General features: G+C 60.4%; 20 protein-coding genes. 11 read left to right on the forward strand and 9 right to left on the reverse strand.

The features are described 5' to 3' along the window. Positions 1–4 precede the first annotated feature (4 nt). From RIF72_RS11200 to RIF72_RS11215, 4 genes are read right to left on the reverse strand one after another with little or no spacing between them, the layout of a single operon-like run. Positions 5–490, reverse strand: a complete 486-nt coding sequence (locus tag RIF72_RS11200) for a YbaK/EbsC family protein (RefSeq protein ID WP_309074920.1) — start codon at positions 488–490, stop codon at positions 5–7. Next, positions 474–1,340 carry an SURF1 family protein gene (locus RIF72_RS11205; protein ID WP_309074922.1) on the reverse strand — a complete coding sequence of 289 codons (867 nt, stop codon included), beginning with the start codon at positions 1,338–1,340 and terminating at the stop codon, positions 474–476. Before RIF72_RS11205 ends, RIF72_RS11200 begins: the two co-directional genes overlap by 17 nt. Further along, the gene (locus RIF72_RS11210) at positions 1,341–1,616 is read right to left on the reverse strand and encodes a hypothetical protein (protein ID WP_309074924.1); all 276 of its coding nucleotides are present in this window, start codon (positions 1,614–1,616) and stop codon (positions 1,341–1,343) included. It lies immediately after the preceding gene. Beyond that, positions 1,613–2,110, reverse strand: a complete 498-nt coding sequence (locus tag RIF72_RS11215) for a DUF3099 domain-containing protein (RefSeq protein WP_309074926.1) — start codon at positions 2,108–2,110, stop codon at positions 1,613–1,615. Before RIF72_RS11215 ends, RIF72_RS11210 begins: the two co-directional genes overlap by 4 nt. A gap of 153 nt (positions 2,111–2,263) precedes the next feature. On the opposite strand from RIF72_RS11215, the gene fabG reads away from it, so the two are divergent. The 3 genes from fabG (at position 2,264) to RIF72_RS11230 (ending at position 5,684) form a co-directional block, all read left to right on the forward strand. Further along, complete coding sequence (gene fabG, locus RIF72_RS11220) at positions 2,264–2,989, forward strand: 3-oxoacyl-ACP reductase FabG (protein WP_309074927.1); 726 nt, start codon at positions 2,264–2,266, stop codon at positions 2,987–2,989. A 116-nt stretch (positions 2,990–3,105) separates the two neighbouring features. Next, on the forward strand, positions 3,106–3,858 hold the full coding sequence (locus RIF72_RS11225; protein ID WP_309074929.1) for an SDR family oxidoreductase: 753 nt from the start codon (positions 3,106–3,108) through the stop codon (positions 3,856–3,858). A 323-nt stretch (positions 3,859–4,181) separates the two neighbouring features. Beyond that, complete coding sequence (locus RIF72_RS11230; protein ID WP_309074931.1) at positions 4,182–5,684, forward strand: sugar ABC transporter ATP-binding protein; 1,503 nt, start codon at positions 4,182–4,184, stop codon at positions 5,682–5,684. A 99-nt stretch (positions 5,685–5,783) separates the two neighbouring features. Here RIF72_RS11230 and RIF72_RS11235 read toward each other — a convergent pair whose 3' ends face one another. Both RIF72_RS11235 and serB read right to left on the reverse strand, forming a co-directional pair. Then, a complete protein-coding gene (locus RIF72_RS11235; RefSeq protein ID WP_309074932.1) occupies positions 5,784–6,152 on the reverse strand; it encodes a hypothetical protein in 369 nt (122 codons plus the stop codon). A 508-nt stretch (positions 6,153–6,660) separates the two neighbouring features. Further along, positions 6,661–7,554, reverse strand: coding sequence for a phosphoserine phosphatase SerB (serB, locus tag RIF72_RS11240; protein ID WP_309074933.1), 894 nt, complete (start codon positions 7,552–7,554; stop codon positions 6,661–6,663). A gap of 111 nt (positions 7,555–7,665) precedes the next feature. Between serB and RIF72_RS11245 the strand changes: the two genes are divergently transcribed. From RIF72_RS11245 to RIF72_RS11265, 5 genes are all read left to right on the forward strand, one after another. After that, positions 7,666–8,451 carry an ABC transporter ATP-binding protein gene (locus RIF72_RS11245; protein ID WP_309074934.1) on the forward strand — a complete coding sequence of 262 codons (786 nt, stop codon included), beginning with the start codon at positions 7,666–7,668 and terminating at the stop codon, positions 8,449–8,451. Between the two features lie 19 nt (positions 8,452–8,470). Continuing rightward, entirely contained in the window at positions 8,471–9,256 is a 786-nt protein-coding gene (locus RIF72_RS11250) for a sulfite exporter TauE/SafE family protein (RefSeq protein ID WP_309074936.1), read from the forward strand. A 7-nt stretch (positions 9,257–9,263) separates the two neighbouring features. Continuing rightward, positions 9,264–10,073 carry an RNA methyltransferase gene (locus RIF72_RS11255; protein ID WP_309074937.1) on the forward strand — a complete coding sequence of 270 codons (810 nt, stop codon included), beginning with the start codon at positions 9,264–9,266 and terminating at the stop codon, positions 10,071–10,073. Between the two features lie 141 nt (positions 10,074–10,214). Next, positions 10,215–10,472: a type B 50S ribosomal protein L31 gene (locus tag RIF72_RS11260; RefSeq protein ID WP_017200906.1), complete on the forward strand. Its 258-nt coding sequence runs from the start codon at positions 10,215–10,217 to the stop codon at positions 10,470–10,472. Between the two features lie 86 nt (positions 10,473–10,558). Further along, positions 10,559–11,659 (forward strand): biotin/lipoate A/B protein ligase family protein, encoded by a 1,101-nt coding sequence (locus RIF72_RS11265; RefSeq protein ID WP_309074945.1) that lies wholly within the window; start codon positions 10,559–10,561, stop codon positions 11,657–11,659. A gap of 11 nt (positions 11,660–11,670) precedes the next feature. On the opposite strand, the gene pepN is transcribed toward RIF72_RS11265, so the two are convergent. Together pepN and RIF72_RS11275 are read right to left on the reverse strand one after the other, a co-directional pair. Continuing rightward, positions 11,671–14,274, reverse strand: a complete 2,604-nt coding sequence (pepN, locus tag RIF72_RS11270; protein WP_309074946.1) for an aminopeptidase N — start codon at positions 14,272–14,274, stop codon at positions 11,671–11,673. A 4-nt stretch (positions 14,275–14,278) separates the two neighbouring features. Next, positions 14,279–15,328: a putative sulfate exporter family transporter gene (locus RIF72_RS11275; protein WP_309074948.1), complete on the reverse strand. Its 1,050-nt coding sequence runs from the start codon at positions 15,326–15,328 to the stop codon at positions 14,279–14,281. Between the two features lie 110 nt (positions 15,329–15,438). Here RIF72_RS11275 and RIF72_RS11280 point away from each other — a divergent pair, with 110 nt between their 5' ends. From RIF72_RS11280 to RIF72_RS11290, 3 genes are read left to right on the forward strand one after another with little or no spacing between them, the layout of a single operon-like run. Continuing rightward, positions 15,439–16,995: a circularly permuted type 2 ATP-grasp protein gene (locus tag RIF72_RS11280; RefSeq protein ID WP_309074950.1), complete on the forward strand. Its 1,557-nt coding sequence runs from the start codon at positions 15,439–15,441 to the stop codon at positions 16,993–16,995. A gap of 55 nt (positions 16,996–17,050) precedes the next feature. After that, a complete protein-coding gene (locus RIF72_RS11285; protein ID WP_014921898.1) occupies positions 17,051–17,977 on the forward strand; it encodes an alpha-E domain-containing protein in 927 nt (308 codons plus the stop codon). Beyond that, on the forward strand, positions 17,974–18,825 hold the full coding sequence (locus RIF72_RS11290) for a transglutaminase family protein (RefSeq protein ID WP_309074952.1): 852 nt from the start codon (positions 17,974–17,976) through the stop codon (positions 18,823–18,825). Before RIF72_RS11285 ends, RIF72_RS11290 begins: the two co-directional genes overlap by 4 nt. A gap of 65 nt (positions 18,826–18,890) precedes the next feature. On the opposite strand, the gene RIF72_RS11295 is transcribed toward RIF72_RS11290, so the two are convergent. Then, positions 18,891–20,342, reverse strand: a complete 1,452-nt coding sequence (locus tag RIF72_RS11295) for an SDR family NAD(P)-dependent oxidoreductase (protein ID WP_309074954.1) — start codon at positions 20,340–20,342, stop codon at positions 18,891–18,893. Between the last annotated feature and the right edge of the window lie 70 nt (positions 20,343–20,412).

A 20,412-nucleotide genomic window follows, 5' to 3' on the forward strand; every position in this document is an offset into this window, starting at 1 on the left:
TCGCCTAGCGGACCTCCAGGGGTTCCGCCGCGGTGATGCGTGCCAGTTCTTCGTAGCTGATGGAGAACATGGAATTGTGGTCGCCGGCGCCGGCCCAGAGGACCGGATGCGCTTGGAGTGAGACGTCCAGAAGTGTCCTGATCTTCCGGGGATGCCCCACTGGCGCGACTCCTCCTACTTCCTGGCCTGTATGTTCCAGCACGAAGTCCGGCGTGGCCCTGCGGATCTTTCCGCTGCCCAGGTGCGAAGCAACCAGCGCAGTGTCTACTTTCGCCGCACCGCTGGCGAGGATGAGCAAAGGTGCGCCGTTGAGCTCGAAGATCAAGCTGTTGGTGATAGCGGCCACTTCGCATCCCAGGACCAAGGCAGCGGCGGCCGCCGTCGGGACCTTGTCCTCGAAAGTTTGAACCGTGTCCTGAGCGCCTGAGGTGGTCAGCGCAGACTTAAGATTGAGCACGGCACGTGGGATCGAATCAGTAGCCTTGGGCATCCAGGATGGCGTCTTCCTCTTCTTCGGCCGTGGGCCGCCTGTTTTTACGGGGAACAGGCGTGCGCTGCCTGGGCATGCCACCGGCGGCGAGGATTCGTTCGTCCTCTTCCTCTTCAGCATCGATGGCCGCATTCCGGGCCTGTTGTCGCGCTGCATATCCGAACCCGATAAACATCAAGACGCCAAAGGCGAACCACTGCAAAGAGTAGGAAAGGTGTGTTCCTTCTTCGGTGGCAGGTTTGGGGAAGGGAGTTGGCATCGGCTGCACGGCGGGATCTTCGCTGGCCAGTTGCCCGTACGCCCCGATGGCGATGGGATAAGGAAGTTCACCGGCAAATCCGGCGAGGTCAATGGAGGCCAACTGACCATCCACCGCGCCCCGGTCCAGCTTGGGTTCGGCGGGCTTAAGCCGCGCCACCACCGTGACCTCGCCGGTAGGAGGAGCAGGGATGACGTCAGGACGGCCCGGGGTATTGTTGCCGATCGGCAGCCAACCCCGATCAATCACCACCGCTTCGCCTGTAGTCAGCCGGAAAGGAACCACGACGTCGTAGCCGGGCTGGCCGTTCAGCGGTCGGTTGCGCACCACCCTCTGACCATCGACGTCGTAGCTCCCACGCAATTCAACCTGGGTCCATTCCCGCTCGGGCTCCAGGGAGTCGAACTGGTCTTTGATCTCCGAGTAGGGGATGGGGGTGGCCGAATAGTTGTTCACTACACGGTTAATTTCCGCCAGCGTCTCAGCTCTGCGATCCATCTGCCAGCGGCCCAGGAAAACACAGGCCGTGGCGAAGATAACAGCCAGCACGAAGTATCCCAGCCACTTGCTGGAGAAGAGGAAACGATACATTCAGCCGGCCTCATTTGCTGTTTCTTCACTGGCTTTGAACGGCACAGTTTCTTTCCAAAGGCCACGCGTCTGCAGATAGTCCTCCAGCCAGTCCCGGTGGTCTCCGCACGCTAGCCACACCTTGCGGCGATCCGGTGTGTGGATGCGCGGATTGTTCCACAGGAGTTGCCACCGGGCTCCAGCCCTGCAGCCTTTACGGGAGCACAAAGCCGGACCCGTGGCACGTTCGGATTCCTGGCTGGCCGCACCCTGACCGCCAATGTTAAAGATATTCATGAAGCCGCCCGTTCGTCGCCGGGATGCCCGGCCTCGCTTGCGTGGCCCGTTGCAGGGCCCGCTTGTTTACTTGGTGGTTCGTCATCCACCAGTTCGCCTTGAAGCACTGTTGGCGCGTCCGCAGGCGCTTCTTCCGGCCCCGGGGAACGTTCGATCTCAGGAACGGCCACGTAGTCCAGCAGGGACTCACTGTGGTCCTCTGCTTTGTCGTTGCCATTGGCAATGATCACAGCGATCCACGGCAGGAACACCGCGCCGGCGATGGCAATAATCTTGAACCAGCCGTCAACCACGAAAATCAGGATGATGCAGACCATGCGGATACCCATGGCCACCGCATACTTGATCATCCGGTCACGCATGTCTTCGGAGTGCGCGGCAGCGGCATCTGTGATGCTGTGGACTTCGGGGTCGCTCGAAACAGCGTCCGGTTCCCCGGGCACTTGCTGCAGGGGACTGTCTTCTCGTGTCACAACTGAATCATCACGCTCCAAAGGCCTCTCTCAATTCTCTCACCAAGGCTGTACCCGCCCAAACCGTGCTGGCGGCCGGTTACCCGCGGGTTGCGGCGGGCTGCGGATAGGATCGAAGCAGGAAATCCCCTCTTCACAGCGGCAAACGAATGCCGCGGAACCTGGAGCGAAAGCATGTCTGAAGCAGTATCCACCGGCCGCAGCGTCCTCATCACCGGCGGCAACCGGGGCATTGGCCTTGCCATCGCCGAATCGTTCCTTGCCAACGGTGACAAGGTGGCCGTCACCTACCGCAGTGAAACACAGCTGCCCGAGGGCATCCTGGGCGTCAAGGCCGACGTCACGGACGAGGCATCAATCGATGCTGCCTTTAAGATCGTCGAAGAGGCGCAAGGGCCTGTGGAGGTGCTGGTAGCCAACGCGGGAATCACCAAGGACACGCTGCTTCTGCGGATGAGCGAGGATGACTTCACGTCAGTTCTGGACACCAACCTGACTGGGGCCTTCCGTGTCATCAAGAGGGCCTCCAAGGGCATGATCCGCCTGCGGAAGGGCCGCGTTGTACTCATTTCCTCGGTGTCGGGCCTCTACGGTGCGCCTGGCCAGATCAACTACTCCGCCTCCAAGGCCGGCATGGTGGGCATCGCACGCTCCCTGACCCGCGAACTCGGCAGCCGCGGCATCACCGCGAACGTTGTTGCGCCCGGCTTCATCAACACCGACATGACGGCCGAATTGCCCGAAGACACCCAGAAGTCATACTTGGCCAATGTTCCGGCGGGACGCTTCGCCGAAGCATCCGAAGTAGCCAACGTGGTGCGCTGGGTTGCCAGCGACGAAGCCGCGTATATCTCCGGCGCCGTGATCCCGGTTGATGGCGGCCTCGGGATGGGCCACTAGGCAACTAGTCTGCGCGGCTGTTTTTGTCCGGGGCCAACAACGGATTTCCTTCGTCCCGCTGGCATGATGGAACCCGAGCCCACGGAATTTGGATGAAGTGAACAAAAGGAGCATGAATGGGAACGCTGGATAACAAAACCGCCATCGTCACGGGATCTTCCAGGGGAATCGGCGCCGAAGTTGCCAAGATCCTCGCAAGTGAGGGTGCCGCCGTCGTCGTCAACTACCGTCAGAAGGCGCCGCGTGCCAACAAGGTAGTGACTGAGATCCAGGCAGCAGGCGGACGCGCAGCTGCTGTCGGGGCTGACCTCACAACTGACGAAGGAGTGCACGCACTGGCAAGCACGGCCATGGAGGAGTTTGGCTCCCTCGACGTGCTGGTACTTAACGCCTCCGGTGGAATGGAATCGGGCATGGAGGAGGGGTACGCACTCAAGCTGAACCGCGATGCCCAGGTCAATATGCTCAACGCAGCCGTTCCGCTCATGCCCGAGGGCTCGCGCGTGGTTTTCGTGACCAGCCATCAGGCACACTTTGTGGAAACCGTGCCCACCATGCCCGAGTACGAGCCCGTAGCAAAGAGCAAGCGCGCCGGTGAGGACGCCCTGCGCGCCCTCCTGCCCAACCTTGCAGACAAGGGCATCTCATTGGTGGTCGTATCCGGCGACATGATCGAGGGCACCGTGACGGCCACCTTGCTGGATCGCTCCAATCCGGGAGCCATCGAAGCCCGTCGCGCGGAAGCCGGCAAGCTGTACTCCGTGGAGGAGTTCGCCGCCGAGGTTGCAAAGATGGTGACCGCAGATGTGGAATCCGGTCATACCGAATACGTAGGTGGGGCAGACTACTTCGGCAAGACTGGCGAGTAGCCAGCATACCGAAGCAGCAGCGGCCCGGGACCAGCGTCCCGGGCCGCTGCTGCTTAACCAGCCACTACTTCAACAGATAAACAGTTCCAGAAAATTATTCAGGTTCTCGCGTCACGAAATAGAGAATTGTGTTTCGTAACTTTTGCTTTGCTTTAAATGGATTCATCTGATTGACTCTCCAAGGCGCCCTCGTCCTTGTTTGCAAGCAGGCCGCATAAACCCGCGATGGGGACTTTATGCCAATCACCCACTCAGGCAACAGGTGGAAGCTTCGCGGTCAACTCACAGGGACGACTATTGTCCCTTTGTTATAGGAGCTTTCTTTGGACCTGTTATTGCACGCTGATGATATTCATGCCTCGTACGATCATCGGCGCATCCTTAAAGGCGTCGGGCTTCAAGTGCAACGTGGCGAGATACTGGGGTTGATCGGCACCAACGGTGCGGGAAAAACCACTTTGATGGGCGTACTCGCCGGATCCCATAGGCACGACGCCGGAATGATGACCCTGGCCGGAGAAAAATATGGGCCGGACTCCATCGAGGAAGCACAGGCCTGCGGGGTCGGGCTCATCCCACAGAACTTTCTCATCGATCCTCAACTAACCATTGCATGCGCCATTTTTCGGGGTACCTTCCAAGCAGGCAAGCCCCATCACGAACTCCGCGATCAGGCAAGCAAGTTGATCCGTGATATTGGCATCAATTTGGATCCCGACATGAAGGTCGGAACGCTGATTCGTGCTGAGCAGGCCCTTGTGGAAGTGCTGAGGATGGTTGCCGAAGAGGCCCAGTTGGTCATCATGGATGAGGTTGCCGCTTCACTCCCGGACCACGACGTTGCTGTTCTGCATCAGGTGTTACGCATGCTGGTCAGGCAAGGACGGGCAATCATTTACATCACCCATCGCCTGGATGAAGTGCGGTCCATTGCGCACCGCATAGCGGTCCTCAGGGAAGGCCGGGTGCACAAAATACTTGAAGCCAGTCATACCGACGTCGACGAATTGGCCTTCCTGTTGCTTCAGCAGGAACTCGAAGGTGGCGCCAGGCCCACCGACCCGGCAGCGGGTGAAGAGGCCTTGCGGGTAGTGAACCTCAGCATGGAAGACAAAGTCCGGGAGGTCACCTTCGATGTGTCCAAGGGCGAGATTTTTGGCTTGGTTGGAACACATCGGTCAGGCGTTTACGAATTGGTCGAAGCGCTTGCAGGAGTTCGCCCCAGCACCTCCGGGCATATCCTTTTGAACGGTCAACCGGTACAGATCCAAGGGGTCCAGGATGCTGCCCGCTTGAAAATCGGTTACTTGTCCGATGCAGTCGACAATAGTGAGGAGACGGGCAGCATTGTGGACGGCATTCAGCCTGCTCCAAAAGCGGGCGAGGCCAATCTACGGGATGAGATCTCCCAGCTCCGTGGGGTAACTGACGTCATTCGACGCATGCGCATCAGCACGACGAACATCCACGGCAACATCACCACCCTCTCGGGCGGGGACAGGCAAAAAGTACAACTCGCCAAATGGATGGCCACAGACTGCGACGTGCTGATCCTCAGCCATCCCAGCCGTGGTATTGACATTGGCGCCAAAGAGACGGTGTACAAGATGCTGAGCGAGCTCAGCGACACAGGTATGGCTATCATCCTGTTGTCTTCTGACTTGTCCGAACTGATCAACTGGTGCCACAGGGTCGGCGTGATGCGCGACGGCGAGCTGGTGACCATCGAGGCCAACGCCAATACCAATGAGGACGTTTTGGTACACCACATGTTGGGTGTGAAGTTTGAATCCGGTGGCGGTGAGGCACGCCGCGTCAGGAATTGACGCTGTTTTTTTCTTCTACGAAAGAACGATTCCGCTTGCAAGAAAGAGAAGGGGACGGTAGCGAGTGCGCTACCGTCCCCTAGGCTTTCGCTTGGGAAATCAGATGGTGATGTCCTTGGCAAGGTTCTTGAGCTTGTGCCGGGCCAACGCCAGGTTCGCGTACGTGCGATCGAGTACAAGGTAGACGAAGAGGCCCCTGGAAGCGCTTGAATTCAGGACGTTGATGAGGTGGTATTGGGTCCCGAGCGTGATAAGGATGTCTTCAATGTCGCCGTCAACGCTGAGCTCAGCCATAGTACGCAGTTTGGCGCTAACCACATTTGAGTTACCCGCAGCAGCAACGCCGAGGTCGAAGCCTGGGCTTCCGCCTTGGGCCAATGCCATTCCACTGGAATAGTCCACCACGGCCGCACCTGTGGCTCCTTCAATGGCCAGCAGTTGCTTTATGGCTTCATCAAGTGTGCTCATATCGTGTTGTTCCTGTTCTGTTGTGTCATTGGCAGTGTCCGTGAAGTTGGCAGTTCGGGCTATGTGAACGTCGAAGTGATTCATATGAAGAATCTCGTGGAGGGGTGTTGGACGCTCGTCCAGTATTTCCTCATTAGATTCTTTTGAGTCGAATGCGTAGCTGCGTTTCCACCATTTCCACGTGCGCTCCGAACGGTTCACTTCCTGTCCCCGCACTTCCCTCGTTCCGGACTGCCGCCTGCTATGCGGAGATATTGTTGGAAGTCTTCACTTTACACAACAACTTCTGCTCGAAAGCACACCATTTACGTAATTATCGGAAAGTAGTTTTCATTACGAAGGATAATGACAGTTTGATAAATTAATGACTCTTCTGCGTCACGAAATTCGTTTGGCTGTTTCACTTCGATTGCTTCGTCTCCGGGCAAACAATAACACCGGTGGAGAAACTCCACCGGTGCCGGGTTAGGGTAACGCGAAACGGCGTCGCACATGCGACGCCCAGCCTTCAGACGTTGGCGATATGCCGCACTGCGTCAAGATACGGCATGGTGATGACAGCGTCGGCCACTGCGCGCACTGCTGGTTTGGCGTTGAAGGCGACGCCGAGGCCGGCCGCACTCAGCATGTCCAGGTCGTTGGCGCCGTCGCCCACCGCTATGGTGTGCTCAAGACTGATGCCTTCGGCGGCCGCCCACTCACGCAAGTACTTCTCTTTGGCAGCCCGATCGATAACTGCGCCGAGAACCTTGCCGGTCAACACGCCGTCGACGATCTCGAGCTCGTTGGCAATCCAATAGTCCAAACCAAGTTCTTCAGCGATAGGCGCCAGGATTTGGTTGAATCCTCCGGATACAACAGCCACCACATGCCCTGCCTCTTTGAACGCGGCTACCAGTTCCGCCGCACCAAGGCTAAGGCGCACCTCCTCGCGAACGGCATCAACGACGGCGGCAGGCAGTCCGGCCAGGACGGCCACGCGGGCATGCAGGCTCTGGGCGAAGTCCAACTCACCGCGCATGGCCGCCTCTGTGACCGCAGCGACTTCCTCGCGTTTGCCTGCATGAGCTGCCAGCAGCTCAATGACCTCCTGCTGGATCAGGGTTGAATCCACGTCCATGATCAGGAACTTCCGGGCGGCTTGGCGCAGGCTTCCGGGAACAATGGCCGTGTCCACCCCGGCCTCGGCAGCTTCTGCAACCAGCCGCCTCACTGTCAAAAGGCCCGCTTCCGTGTCGGCGTCCACCATAAGATCGGCCGTGTGCACACCGAAGCGCTCGTCGCCGCGCTGTGATTCCGATGACACTGAGGCGCCGGCGTCAGCCAGTACCTTGAGCACATTTTCCAGTGATTCGGGGGACAAATTCACGCCGTAGCTGACTGCAGCCAAGTTCGAAGTCATGGCCTCAATCCTACTGAGGGGTGCTACGTGCATCCGAATTCGTTTCCCCTCGTAAACGAGCAGAATGTCCGGTTATCAGTCACAGCTATTTTTGTCCTAGTGTCTACTGCTATGAGTGATGTTCTGGAATTGGCTTCCGTCAGCGTTGTCCGAGGCAAGAAGACCCTGTTGGACAAGGTCGACTGGGAAGTCAACGAAGGCGAACGCTGGGTCATCCTGGGACCTAACGGCGCCGGCAAGACCACCCTCCTCCAGATAGCTGCCGCCCGCATGCACCCGAGCAGCGGCAGGGCCGGGATCCTCGACGAAACCTTGGGGCGCGTCGATGTCTTTGAACTCCGTCCCCGCATCGGCCTTTCTTCGGCAGCACTCGCCATCCAGATTCCCGAACACGAGAACGTCCTGAACGTTGTGGTCACGGCAGCCTACGGCGTCACCGGACGCTGGCGTGAAGGATACGAACGCGACGACGAACGCCGTGCCTTCGGCTTGCTCAACGACTGGGGGATGGGTCCCTTGTTGAACCGCACCTTTGCCACCCTGTCCGAGGGCGAACGCAAGCGCGTCCAAATTGCCCGCGCGCTGATGACCGACCCCGAACTGCTGCTGCTGGACGAGCCCGCCGCAGGCCTCGACCTCGGCGGGCGGGAAGAACTGGTCCATAAGCTCGGTGAACTCGCCAGCGACGAAGCCGCTCCGGCGATGGTCCTTGTCACTCATCACCTTGAAGAAGTACCGCCTGGATTCACGCACGCCATGCTGCTCCGCGAAGGCGGAGTGGTGGCTGCTGGTCCCATCAAGGAAGTCCTTACGGACGAACACCTCAGCAAAACCTTCGGCCTGGCGCTGGACGTTTCGGAAAACGCCGGCCGCTACACGGCCACGGCCCGCCGCTAGACGGGTCGCGTAGTCAACAATGGAGATCCTTAGCAGCATCCTGGTCTTTTTCGCGGGCCTGTGGGCCGGCACCATCAACGCGGTAGTCGGTTCCGGCACCCTGGTAACCTTCCCCGTGCTCATAGCCCTTGGTGTCACTCCGGTGGTCGCTTCCATGAGCAACGCGATGGGACTCGTGGCCGGCACGGCAGCGGGAGCCTGGGGCTACCGACGCGAACTGGCAGGCCGTGGCAGGCAGCTGATGAAACTACTGCCAGCCTCCTTGCTGGGGGGAATCACCGGCGCGTGGCTGCTGCTGCACCTGCCGGATAAGGTCTTCCACTACGTAGCACCCGTCCTTCTGGTCCTTGCCCTCCTCATGGTGCTGTTCCAGCCCAAACTGCAGGCATGGGTCCGCAGCAGGGAAGAGAATCCGGAACACGCCATCCGGGACCGCAGCCACGGATTCCTCCTGGTGGTCCTCGTTTATCTGGCTGGCGTGTACGGCGGCTATTTCGTTGCTGCGCAGGGCATTCTCCTGGTGGGCATCCTCGGAGTGTTCCTCACCGGAACCATGCAAAACGCCAATGCCATGAAGAACATCCTGGTACTGGGCGTCAACATGGTGGCGGCAATTTCATATCTGATCTTCGCCTTTGACCGCATTAATTGGCTGGTTGTCCTGCTCATCGCAATCAGCTCAACCATTGGCGGACTCGTCGGTTCCAAGGTAGGCCGGAAGCTGTCTCCCAAGGTCCTCCGGGCAGTGATCTTCACCCTCGGCATCGTGGCCTTGGGCTTCATGGTCGCCAACCTGCTGAAATAATCACCCGGTGACATTCCATTATCTTGAGTCCGCCAACGATCCCCGAGTGACGGACTACACCACGCTCACCGATGTACACCTGAGGAAGCTGCGCGAGCCCCGGGAAGGCATGTACATCGCCGAATCTTCCAAAGTCCTCCGCAGGGCACTCGGTGCAGGCCACCAGCCACGTTCCTTCTTCCTTGCTGAGAAGTGGCTGGAGGACCTCGACGACGTCTTCCGGGCTCATCCTGATATTCCGGTCTTCATCGGCAAGGCCTCCTTGCTGGAAGAAATCACCGGGTTCCACCTGCACCGCGGAGCCATGGCTGCAATGCACCGGCCGGCTCCCGTCCCGTTGTCGGACCTCTTGGCCAACGCGCAGCGGATCGCCGTCCTGGAGGACATCGTGGACCACACCAACGTGGGTGCCATCTTCCGCTCTGCCGCTGCGCTTGGAGTGGATGCGGTCCTCGTGTCGCCACGGTGCGGGGACCCTCTGTACAGGCGCAGTGTTCGCGTCAGCATGGGCACGGTGTTCCAGGTTCCATGGGCGCGTCTGGAGAGCTGGCCGGGTGATCTGGAGCAACTGAAGGAACAGGGCTTCACAGTGGCGGCCATGGAGCTGACCGATGATGCCTTGGACTTGGACGATTTGGCGGCAAGGAACTTCCCCAAACTGGCTCTGGTGCTTGGCACCGAAGGGGCGGGCATGAGCGAGGAGACGTTGGCCGCCGTCGATCTCGCCGTCAAGATTCCCATGCGTCCGGGCGTCGACTCACTCAACGTCGCAGCAGCCTCGGCAGTGGCGTTCTGGGAACTCCGCCCGCGAGACTGAGCCCGGTTAGTCCGGGCAACCCGTTTCCGCTATGATTGGTTGTTGGCCCGGCCGCTGGAATGTTCGCATTGCAGCAAAGGTCCACCTCCATTCATACCTGGCAGCTGGCAAAATCCAGTTGCGCGAACAAAAGGTCCCATTATGAAGTCTGATATCCACCCGAAGTACGAAGCTGTTGTTTTCAACGACCTGGCTTCCGGTACGCAGTTCCTGACCAAGTCCACCGTGTCTTCCTCGAAGACCATCGAGTGGGAAGACGGAAACACCTACCCGGTTATCGACGTCGAAATCTCTTCGGAGTCCCACCCGTTCTACACGGGCAAGCAGCGCATCATGGACTCCGCTGGCCGCGTCGAGCGCTTCAACGCTCGCTTCAAGGGCTTCGGCGGCAAGAAGTAACTCACTTCACCCCATGGCTTTTCAAGGCCCGTATTGCTGGTTTTCCGGCAATGCGGGCCTTTGCGTTTTCCGGCAAGATGGACCCCATGACTTCCCATCCGGCTCCGGAACCGCACACCCACGACGACGACGCGCACCTTCACGGCGAATATAAAGTCCCCGGCGGCAAACTCGTGGTGGTGGATCTGGAAGTGGCCAATGGCCGTTTCTCCAAGGTATCGCTGAGCGGTGACTTTTTCCTGGAGCCCGATGAGGCCCTTGAGGACATCAATCGAGCACTTACAGGCCTCCAGGAGAATTCAACAGCGACAGAAATTGCCGCGGCGGTTAACGCCGGATTGCCTGAGGACGCCGTCCTGTTCGGGTTCTCCGCCGAGGCGGTGGCCGTGACAGTCCGCCGCGCGCTTTCCAAGGCGACGGGCTGGGCGGACCACCAGTGGGAAGTCATTCCACCTTCTGTATTGCCCACGCAGGTGAACGTGGCGTTGGATGAGGTCCTCACGGAGGAAGTAGGAGCAGGGCGGCGTAATCCCACTTTGCGGTTCTGGGACTGGGAAGAACCGTCCGTTGTCATTGGCAGCTTCCAGTCGGTACGGAACGAGGTGGATCCCGACGGCGTTTCCAGGCACGGAATCACGGTGGTACGCCGCATTAGTGGTGGCGGCGCCATGTTCATGGAAGCCGGCAACTGCATCACCTATTCGCTGTACTTGCCGCAGACGCTGGTGGATGGAATCAGCTTCGCTGACTCCTACGCCTTCCTGGATGCCTGGGTCATGGCTGCGCTTGAGAAGCTGGGCATCTCCGCCTTCTACGTGCCCTTGAATGACATCGCCACCGATCAGGGCAAGATCGGAGGTGCAGCACAGAAGCGGCTCGCCAACGGCGGCATGCTCCATCACGTCACCATGAGCTACGACATTGACGCCGACAAGATGGTGGACGTCCTGCGCATCGGCAAGGAGAAACTATCGGACAAGGGAACCCGGAGTGCCAAGAAGCGGGTGGATCCGTTGCGGCGCCAGACAGGTCTTGCACGCTCGGCAATCCTTAAGGCCATGCAGGATGTCTTCACAGAACGTTACGGTGCTGTGGAAACCCGACTCGCCGACAACGAGCTCGACGAAGCAAGGCGGCGTGTGGACGCGAAGTTCGGCACTGAGGAATGGCTGAACCGGGTTCCCTAGGTCCTGTGCGGTCAGACGGCCGCTTGGGCTGTCAAAGCCCGCAGCAAGTGGCTCCGTTGCTCGATGACGATGCGGCGCAAGGCACGGGGAGCGTCAACGTGGTTACGGAGCCAATGGTCAGCACGCACCAGTACCGGGTGATCAGTAGGCCGCACGCCTTCCGGCAGGTCCTGGGCTCCCGGGAAGAGGCCACGGACAATCCGGCCCGCAATTTCAATGCTGCGTTCGGACCACACACGCTCAAGGCACTCAAAGTAGGGCTCAACGTAGCGTTCCAGAAGGTCTCGGGGAGCCGTAACGAAGCCAGTTATCGTTGCGCTGAGGATCTCATTGGAAAGGCCCGTGCTGTTGACCGCGGAATCCCACGCAGCCGCCTTGACCGATGCGTCCGGTCGGGCTGCTGAGGCCAAGGCGTGGCCCTCCCTGCCCGACGCTGTCTTATCAGCCTCAAGCTCGCGGTCCAGCTCGGCCAGTGTCGCCTGCCCGTGGGCCGCCAACGCCTGCCAGAGGCTCCATCGCAATTCGGCGTCCACGGCCAGACCCTCCACCACAGTGGTGCCCTCCAGGATTGCCCGCACGAGGGTTAGCTGGCTGTCGCCGTGCCTGGATACGTCGGCCAAAGTCCTGGCCCATGCCAGTTGCGGGTCAGAGCCGGGAGCAGCAGACATCAACTGCTCAGCGGCCACCGCCAGGAAATCTTTTCGCACGCCTTCGCGTGTCGCCGAGGGTACATAGCGCTCGATGGCGCTGGCAGCGTTGCCCAACACGTTCAGCAGGACACCTATGCCCGTTTCCGAAGGCGCGAACTGCTCGACGGCGGAAACGTAGCGGGCCGCTGGGGTAACTCCGTCCCGGGCCGAATCCCAGAGCGCGGTCCAGCATAAGGCGCGCGCCATGGGGTCCGAAATCTTGTCCAGGGATGTCCGCACAGTGTGTTCCGACTCGGGGTCCAGCCGCACTTTGACGTAGCTCAGGTCGTCATCGTTGACCAGGAGCAGCGCCGGCCGGCGCTTTCCATTCAAGGCGGTTACCAGCGTACGTGGACCGTCAGCGTCCACCTCGATGCTTTCAGTCCTTACCAAGGCGCCGGCTGAGTCGACGTCATACAAGCCCAGCCGCATACGATGTGGACGGAGTTCCTGATGGCCGGTCAGGGGATCGATGGCCTCTTGTTGGAGGGTCACGGCCCCGAAGACTCCGCCATCCTCCACGATCTCAGCGGCAATGGTGGAGATACCGGATGTCTGCAGCCACTGGTGTGCCCAATCAGCCAAGTCCCTGCCGGAGGCATCGCCAAGGGCCTGGAGGAGGTCCTGGAGGGACGTGTTACCGAATTCATGATCCCGAAAGTACTGACGGGACCCCTTGATGAAAGCATCAAAACCGACATAGGCCACCAACTGCTTCAGTACCGAGGCGCCCTTGGCATACGTGATGCCGTCAAAGTTCTGCTTGGCGGCCTCGAGGTCAGGAATGTCCGCGACGATCGGATGCGTTGTGGGTAGTTGGTCCTGCACATAAGCCCATGCTTTGCGCTTGCTGGCGAAATTCACCCATGCAGTGTCCCAATCCGTAGCCCGGTCTACACCCAGGGTTCCCATGTAGTCCGCGAATGACTCCTTGAGCCAGAGATCATCCCACCAGTTCATGGTCACGAGGTCACCGAACCACATGTGGGCCATCTCGTGCATCAGCGTATTGGCTCGGGCTTGGTACTGGGCATCTGTGGCGCGCGAAGCGTAGACGTACTTTTCCGTGAACGTCACCAGCCCGGGGTTTTCCATGGCGCCGAGGTTGTATTCGGGCACAAACGCCTGATCATACTTGCCCCATGGGTAGGGGTAGGCGAAGAGCTCGTTGAAGAATGCCAGTCCATTCTTGGTCAGCCGGAACAACTCGTCGGCGTCGAAGGAGTCCGCCAAGGAGGCCCGGCAGAAAAGTGCCAGCGGGACGTCAAGGCGGGTGCCGTCGTCGAGCGTTGTTGCCCAGTGATCTTCGGCTTTAAAGTAAGGGCCCGCGAGCACAGTGGTGATGTAGGTGGACATTCGCTTGGTGGTGGCAAAATCCCATTGCGCGGCACGTGGATCACCCGGTATGGGCGTGCGGGCCTCTTCCACCCCGTTGGATGCGACTTCCCAAGCAGCGGGAGCGATGACGTGGAAAGTAAACTCAGCTTTGAGGTCGGGCTGTTCGAAATTGGCGAAGACGCGACGGCTGTCCGCGGGTTCATACTGCGTGTAGAGGTAGCATTCGCCGTCGGCGGGATCCACAAAGCGGTGCATGCCTTCGCCGGAGCGGCTGTAGAACGCCGTCCCGGTCACAGTAACGGTGTTTTCGGCCTTGAGGCCTTCCAGGATGATCCTGTCCCGGTCCACCACTGATCCAACATCAAGAGACTGCCCGTTCAACTGCACTGACTCGACTCCGCCGCCGATGAAATCCAGGAAGGTGGCGGAGCCGGGGGCGGCTGAGAAGGTGATGGTACTCGTGCTCGGATATCCGGCGACGGCGGGATCTGCCGCGTCGCGGAGATCAAGCGTGACGTCGTAGCTATGGGTGGTGATCAGGGCTGAACGGGTGGCGGCTTCATCGCGCGACAGATTGTGATTCGACACACAGCTATCTAATCATGATCCACGCGGCCCCCAAGCCCAGCGATGCTATGAGCAACCACGAACCCAACGCCACCAGAATTGCGCGCCCTCCTGTGTGAATCAGGGTGCGCACGCGAACCGCCGAACCAAGCCCGAACAGGGCAATTGCCAAAAGGATGTCCTGAAGAGCAGCAGCGATCTCCAGCCCTGCCGCCGGCGCCCAACCCAAGGAGCGGACGACCACCATGGACAGGAAGCCGATCACGAACAGCGGGACAATCGGCGGGAACCGCCCCTCAACGCCGCTGGCTGCGTCGCCCGTCCCGTTGCTGCGTTCCCTGACATGGCGAATACGCTGGTGCACCCCGGCTGCTGCCGCAACGGGCGCCAGCAGGACCACGCGTGTCAATTTCACGACGACGGCGATCGCCAGCGCCGAGGTACCCGCGGTTTGCGCCGTGGCAACCACCTGGCCGACGTCATGCACGGAGGCACCGGTCCATGCGCCGAATTGTTCGGGATTGAGGTTTAACGGGTGCATGAGAAGTGGGAGGACGCCGATTGCAAGGGTGCCGCACAGTGTCACAAGCGCCACGGGGAGCACCGTGTCTTGATGCTTGATACGGCGCACAGCTGCCATTGCGCCAATCGCGGAGGCACCGCAGATTGAGAAACCCGTGGCGATGAGGAGGGCAGCTTCTCCAGGGAGCCGCAGCAGACGCGCCAGTCCATAAGTTCCTGCGAAGCTCACCAGGACAACACCGGCGATCAGGAGCAGGGATAACCACCCCAGGCCAAGGACGTCGCCGATGCTGACCTTGAGGCCCAAAAGCACGATTCCGGCACGCATGAGGTGCTTTCCACCGAAGTCCAGGCCGGGTCGGGCGCGCCCCGCGGTCAACACGGCCGTGGCCGGTATATTTGCTGAAAGCAGGCCCAAGGCAACAGCAAGTGTCATGGCCGGAAGCGCCGGAAAGACAGTGTGGATGGCGAAGGCAAGACCCGTTGCGGCGATGCTCAGGACCAACCCGGGTCCCAGCCGGGACAGCTGGGGCGCAAGACTGTTGAAGGGCATGCCTCAACCCTGCCGGATGGGGGCACGGAAGGCGAACCGGGAGTACCCGGAAACGGCCACACAACCAGCGCGAAATGCGCTCGACTCAAAAAGGTGATTACCTGAATCCCATGTCTGACCTATTCCAGGATTACTCCGAGGCCGCCGCGCGCAGCGGCGCCTATGACGAGATGTTTGCCCAGGGCCACGTTGCCAGAAGATCCTATGGTCAGGTTTCCGGGGCTCTCCGCGAGCTTTCCCTGGCGGACGTCACCGCCCGGGCCGATTCCATGGCCCGAACCTTCCTGGATCGTGGCGTGACGTTCGACTACGCGGGGGAGGAGCGGCCGTTTCCCCTGGACATAGTCCCGCGCGTCATTCCTGCCGATGAGTGGGATGTACTGGAGCGCGGCGTCGCCCAGCGTGTCAAGGCCCTCGAAGCATTCCTGAACGATGTCTACGGGCGAATGGCAGTAGTAACAGATGGCGTAATTCCGCGGCAGCTTGTGACCACCAGTGCACATTTCCACCGCGCAGTGCACGGCTTCGAACCCTCGGGTGGCGTGCGCGTCCATGTTTCGGGCATTGACGTTGTCCGGGACGCCGCTGGCACCTTCCGCGTACTGGAGGACAACGTCCGTGTACCTTCGGGCGTCAGTTACGTTTTGGAGAACCGTCGGGCCATGGCCAAGGGGTTGCCCGAGGCATTCGGCCAGCAACACATCCGGCCTGTGGAGGAGTACCCTCGCCGGCTCCTCTCTGCCCTGCGTAAGACCGCTCCAGCAGGCGTGGATGATCCCACCGTGGTGGTCCTGACACCGGGCGTCTTCAACAGCGCCTACTTTGAGCACACCCTCCTCGCAGGACTCATGGGCGTGGAGTTGGTGGAAGGCCGTGACCTCATCTGTCGAGGCAACCGCGTATACATGCGGACCACTGCCGGTGAACAGCGCGTGGATGTCATCTACAAACGCATCGATGATGACTTCCTGGATCCGCTGCAGTTCCGCTCGGATTCCATGCTCGGCTGCCCGGGATTGGTTAACGCCGCCCGCGCCGGGGGAGTGACCATCGCCAACGCCGTGGGTAACGGCGTGGCCGACGACAAGCTCGTGTACAGTTACGTGCCTGACCTCATCCGGTACTACCTCCACGAAGAGCCAATCATCGCCAATGTCGACACATTCCGGCTTGAGGAAAAGGAAGCCAGGGAGCACGTTCTTGACCGCCTTGACGAGCTGGTGGTCAAGCCCGTTGACGGATCAGGTGGCAAGGGATTGGTCATTGGGCCGGATGCCACGAAGGACGAGCTCGACGCCCTGCGCAAGCGCGTCATCGCCGATCCCCGTGGCTGGATCGCACAGCCTGTCCTGCAGCTCTCCACGGTGCCGACGCTCTCCGGAGACAAGTTTGGCCCCCGCCACGTGGACCTGCGTCCTTTTGCAGTCAACGACGGCGACGACGTCTGGGTCCTGCCTGGAGGCCTCACCCGGGTGGCGCTCAAGGAAGGGTCCTTGATAGTGAACTCCAGCCAAGGCGGCGGTTCCAAGGACACGTGGGTTTTGGCCGATTCTCCTCAACTGCCTGCCGAGGTCTTACCCCGCCAGTCCGTGACGGTCCGCGAGCAGGTATCCGTGTGGCCGGTGGAAAGCAACTGGCGGGACCGCCAAACGGAGCAACAGCAGTGAACGCGCTCCACCAACACTTGAACTTCGACATGCACCACGCGAAGGAGGCAGTTCCATGCTGAGCCGCATTGCTGAGTCACTCTTCTGGATCGGACGTTACGTAGAGCGCGCCGACGGTACTTCCAGGATTTTGGATGTGCACCTTGAGCGCCTGAACCACCTGCCACTGGAAGAACAGCGCAGCGTAGCCAGGGAGCTCCTTGCCGTCATGGGTGCTAAACCCCAGAGCGAAGACTTTGGCCTTCCCGAACTCCTTCATGCGTTGGCCTACGACAAACACAGCGCGTCCTCCATCGCCGGATCGCTTGGTGCAGCCCGCGAGAATGCACGGCGCGCCCGCGAAACTGTTTCCCAGTCACTCTGGGAAAGCCTCAACACCACCTATTACGGCCTGAACCAACACCGCAAGGACGTTGTGGGTACTTACCGTTTCTGCAACTGGGTTTTGGAGCGGACCGCCATGGTCCGGGGTCTGGCCGACACCACTGTCAGCCATGACGAGAGCTGGTTGTTCATGGTGCTCGGACGCTCCCTGGAACGGGCCGATATGACAGCCCGCATGCTGTCCACCCGCGATGTCCAGTCTGCTGGAATGTCGTGGGTCAACATGTTGAGGTGTGCGGGAGCCTATGAATCGTTCATTCGAACCCGCCGGGCAGCGTTCGGAGATCAGCACGCGGCGGAATTCCTGCTCCTGGACCGCTTGTTCCCGCGTTCCATTGTCTATGCGTTGCGCGACGCCGACGAGTGCCTCGCCAAATTGGATCCGTCCGCGCAGCGTGTGGGGTTCATCAACGATGCCCGGCGAATTGTGGGCCAGGCCCGGACCTTCCTTGAATTCCACCGCACAGACGATCTCATGTCCGAATTGCCCGAACACATGGAACGTGTACAGAAGGCTGTAACGCAGGCCTCGGACGCAATTTCCCGTAAGTACTTCAATCAGGCTGACGAGCACGCCTGGGTGGGAGAAGTTTCATGACCCGGCTAAGCATCGTTCACAAGACTGCCTACAAGTACAACCGCCGCGTGACCTTGTCCTACAACGAGGCCCGGATGACGCCCCTGACGGATGGCCAGCAGGTTGTCCTGGAGGCCTCGCTGAAGGTCTCACCCAACCAGGCTTCTGTCAGCAACTACCGTGACTACTGGGGAACGCGGGTCACCGCGTTCGACATGCAAATGCCGCATGAGAGTCTTGAGGTCCTCGCGACGGCCACCGTTGAAGTGCACCGCACGGAACGGGTGGCCACCGACGATGACATTGTGGGATGGGACGTCATCGCTTCGGACAAGGTCCAGGACGAATTCAGCGACTGGTTGCCGCAGTCCCGGCTCAGCGGGCCAGGCGAGGAAGTCCTGGAGATTGTTCCGGATATTGTCAAGGGAATGAACCCCCATGAGGCGGCGCTTGCGATCTTCGCATGGATGGCTGGTGAGATGACCTACATGAAGGGCACCACCGGGGTCACCACGAATGCGGAACAAGCGTGGTCCCAGCGCCAAGGAGTGTGCCAGGACCTCGCGCACCTGGCAATCGGTGCCCTGCGCTGCAGCGGCATTCCTGCCCGCTACGTTTCGGGTTACATCCACCCCCGCTCCTCGGCGGACATCGGCGAAACTGTTGCCGGCCAATCACACGCCTGGCTTGAATGGTGGGATGGCGAATGGCGCAGCTGGGACCCCACCAACCACAAGCCGGCAGGTGACTACCATGTCACCGTGGCCCGGGGTCGTGACTATCGCGATGTTCCCCCGCTGAAGGGCATCCTGTCCGGTGGAGGCGGCTCAGGGCTTACCGTTTCGGTGGAGATCACCCGCCTCGCGTAAGTATTCTCGAACAGATGAGGCCCTTAAGAGCCGATCTTAAGGGCCTTATCTGTGCTCAAACTCTTCTACCAGGGGGAAGGCTTGTAGTCCTTGAGGAAGACACCATACTGGTCCTCGCCCTTTTCGCCCATCACTATGGGGTCGTACACACGCGCAGCGCCGTCCACCAAGTCCAACGGAGCGTGGAATCCTTCTTCCATAAGCCGGACTTTGGTGTAGTGCGGCCGTTCGTCAGTAATCCAGCCGGTATCTACTGCGGTCATGAGAATGCCATCGGAATCCAGCATTTCCTGGGCGCTGGTCCGGGTCATCATGTTCAGCGCGGCCTTGGCCATGTTGGTGTGGGGGTGTCCAGGGCCTTTGTAGGCACGGGAGAACTGCCCTTCCATGGCTGAGACGTTGACGATGTATTTCCTATGGGCCGTGGATCGCTTCATGGCCTCGCGAAGGCGGCTTACCAACAGGAAGGGTGCCGTGACGTTGCACAGCTGGACTTCGAGCATCTCCAAGGGATCCACCTCGTCCACCACCTGGGTCCAGCTGTTAATGGACGCGAGGTCCGGAACCAGGCCACCGGCATCGATCGCCGTTCCGGATTCAATTCGCTCCAAGGATGCCGATCCAGTGGACAGCGCCAGTGACGTGATCGCGTCGCCCGCCAGGACCGGGTGTTCAGTGACGCTGCTGGCGAGGGCAAGCGGGTGTTTGTCATGCGCATGACCGAAGGTCACCAGCTCGGGGCCACCGTTGACAGCTTCAAGGGCCGCAGGCAGCGGCTCGTCCTCTGCGTCGACCAAGGGCTTGTACGCGTTGCCGGAGCGCCGCACGGTCTGGGCTGCGTTGTTTATGATGATGTCCAACGGGCCGGCCTCGTTGAGCGAGTCGGTCAACGCCATGACTTGTGCCGGATCACGGAGGTCTATGCCAACAATCCTGAGCCGGTGGAGCCACTCGCCGCTGTCTTCCATGGCAGCAAAGCGCCGCGCGGCGTCCTTGGGGAAGCGGGTAGTGATGGTGGTGTGGGCTCCATCCCTGAGCAGGCGCAACGCGATGTACATGCCGATCTTGGCGCGTCCGCCGGTCAATAAGGCCCTGCGTCCCGAGAGATCCGTGCGGGCATCCCGCTTGCTGTGGCTGAAGGCAGCGCATTCGGGACAGAGCTGGTGGTAAAAGGCATCAACCTGCGTGTAGTGCTTCTTACAGATGTAGCAGGGACGCGAGCGGAGGAGGTGCCCGGCGATCTCGCCAGTGGTTGAAGGCGCCAGTTTGTTGCCGCGGGTTTCGTCGTCAATGCGGTCCGGCGCGGCGGTGGCCGTCAGTGCGATGACGGCGCGGTCAGCCTCGGCAATCGAGTCGCGTTTGGTGACACGGCGGTGGCGTTTGACGGCTTTGAACATCTTGCCGGTGGCACGGCGGACAGCAACGTAGTCCGGGTGCTCTTCGTCGTAGACGTGGATCGTGGTCAGAACCTTGAGGCAGGCCTGGATCTCTTCAGGCGTCAGATCGGTGGAGCTCATTGACCTGATTTTACAGCCTTGGGAGCCTGTGGCCTGCCTCGGGTTCTGTCAGCGCCGGCGGGGTACGTTC

This window comes from Paenarthrobacter sp. (assembly GCF_031180005.1).
GTDB lineage: Bacteria > Actinomycetota > Actinomycetes > Actinomycetales > Micrococcaceae > Arthrobacter.

Bases quoted from the DNA above. Each gene is read 5' to 3' on its own strand.
- RIF72_RS11295 (WP_309074954.1), bottom strand. From the start codon at position 20,342: ATGAGCTCCACCGATCTGACGCCTGAAGAGATCCAGGCCTGCCTCAAG.
- RIF72_RS11290 (WP_309074952.1), top strand. From the start codon at position 17,974: ATGACCCGGCTAAGCATCGTTCACAAGACTGCCTACAAGTACAACCGC.
- RIF72_RS11225 (WP_309074929.1), top strand. From the start codon at position 3,106: ATGGGAACGCTGGATAACAAAACCGCCATCGTCACGGGATCTTCCAGG.
- RIF72_RS11205 (WP_309074922.1), bottom strand. From the start codon at position 1,340: ATGTATCGTTTCCTCTTCTCCAGCAAGTGGCTGGGATACTTCGTGCTG.
- RIF72_RS11280 (WP_309074950.1), top strand. From the start codon at position 15,439: ATGTCTGACCTATTCCAGGATTACTCCGAGGCCGCCGCGCGCAGCGGC.
- fabG (WP_309074927.1), top strand. From the start codon at position 2,264: ATGTCTGAAGCAGTATCCACCGGCCGCAGCGTCCTCATCACCGGCGGC.
- RIF72_RS11260 (WP_017200906.1), top strand. From the start codon at position 10,215: ATGAAGTCTGATATCCACCCGAAGTACGAAGCTGTTGTTTTCAACGAC.
- RIF72_RS11265 (WP_309074945.1), top strand. From the start codon at position 10,559: ATGACTTCCCATCCGGCTCCGGAACCGCACACCCACGACGACGACGCG.
- RIF72_RS11285 (WP_014921898.1), top strand. From the start codon at position 17,051: ATGCTGAGCCGCATTGCTGAGTCACTCTTCTGGATCGGACGTTACGTA.
- RIF72_RS11250 (WP_309074936.1), top strand. From the start codon at position 8,471: ATGGAGATCCTTAGCAGCATCCTGGTCTTTTTCGCGGGCCTGTGGGCC.
- RIF72_RS11275 (WP_309074948.1), bottom strand. From the start codon at position 15,328: ATGCCCTTCAACAGTCTTGCGCCCCAGCTGTCCCGGCTGGGACCCGGG.
- RIF72_RS11210 (WP_309074924.1), bottom strand. From the start codon at position 1,616: ATGAATATCTTTAACATTGGCGGTCAGGGTGCGGCCAGCCAGGAATCC.
- RIF72_RS11200 (WP_309074920.1), bottom strand. From the start codon at position 490: ATGCCCAAGGCTACTGATTCGATCCCACGTGCCGTGCTCAATCTTAAG.
- RIF72_RS11235 (WP_309074932.1), bottom strand. From the start codon at position 6,152: ATGAGCACACTTGATGAAGCCATAAAGCAACTGCTGGCCATTGAAGGA.
- RIF72_RS11245 (WP_309074934.1), top strand. From the start codon at position 7,666: ATGAGTGATGTTCTGGAATTGGCTTCCGTCAGCGTTGTCCGAGGCAAG.
- serB (WP_309074933.1), bottom strand. From the start codon at position 7,554: ATGACTTCGAACTTGGCTGCAGTCAGCTACGGCGTGAATTTGTCCCCC.